Annotated in this window: 1 protein-coding gene; it reads left to right on the top strand. The window is 39.9% G+C overall.

Going from position 1 to position 750, the window contains the following annotated elements; genetic code table 11:
* Positions 1-440 (top strand): gliding motility-associated C-terminal domain-containing protein (locus RI557_RS11650; protein ID WP_310683944.1); only part of this gene is annotated, 440 nt, incomplete at its 5' end.
* Positions 441-750 lie beyond the last annotated feature (310 nt).

Genomic DNA, 750 nt, shown 5'->3' with positions numbered 1-750 from the left:
CAAATGCAGACTCAACATACTGGATAATTGATGGCCAGCGAACACGAGAAGGTGAAACAAGTTTTACGCTACCTTATCGCGGAAACACTTCTTTTACCTATTGGGCAGTAAACTCTGAAACGTGTAAAGACTCTGCAAACATTACAATTGGAGACACTTCTCTATCAGAACTCTTGACGCTCGAGTTTCCATCCGTCATAACACCAAATGGAGACGGCATCAACGATTACTTTGAGTTAAAGGGCAACAGTGATCTGGCTTATTGCGCAGAAGTGCAAATTTTCAACCGCTGGGGAAACCTCATTTTTGAGGGAACAGCAAATGAAATCCGCTGGGATGGAAAAACCTTTTCAGGAGAAGAAGTCCCACCGGGAACTTACTACTTCACAGCAACAGTAGGAAATCAACAAAAAAGAGGTAGTATAACTGTTTTGAAGTAGGAATTGACTGAACCTAAAAGGGAGTGTATCAAAAGGCATTTATGAGGTCAAACTGAAAATCGCAAGTTATTAACTTACTCCTTTTAGATATTAAAACTCCTCGTGTAGCCTTTTAAAACCGGAGAAATCCCTTTTCCGGTTTTGATACACCCCCTAAATCAACCACTATGAAACCTAACCCTAAACCTAAAAATTACATTCCTAATCCGTAATAACCTCTCAAGCCATTTGGATAAATTCCTTCTAACAATACGCCTCCCTCTTTGTTGGAGAGTATTTCATTTAGCTCTTCGGGATTATCAATTGGTTT

Origin of the sequence: Salibacter sp., assembly GCF_031581065.1 — a bacterium.
Lineage (GTDB): Bacteria > Bacteroidota > Bacteroidia > Flavobacteriales_G > Salibacteraceae > Salibacter.
The sequence above is the reverse complement of the archived record's forward strand: the minus strand, read 5'-3'. Positions and strand labels throughout refer to the sequence as shown.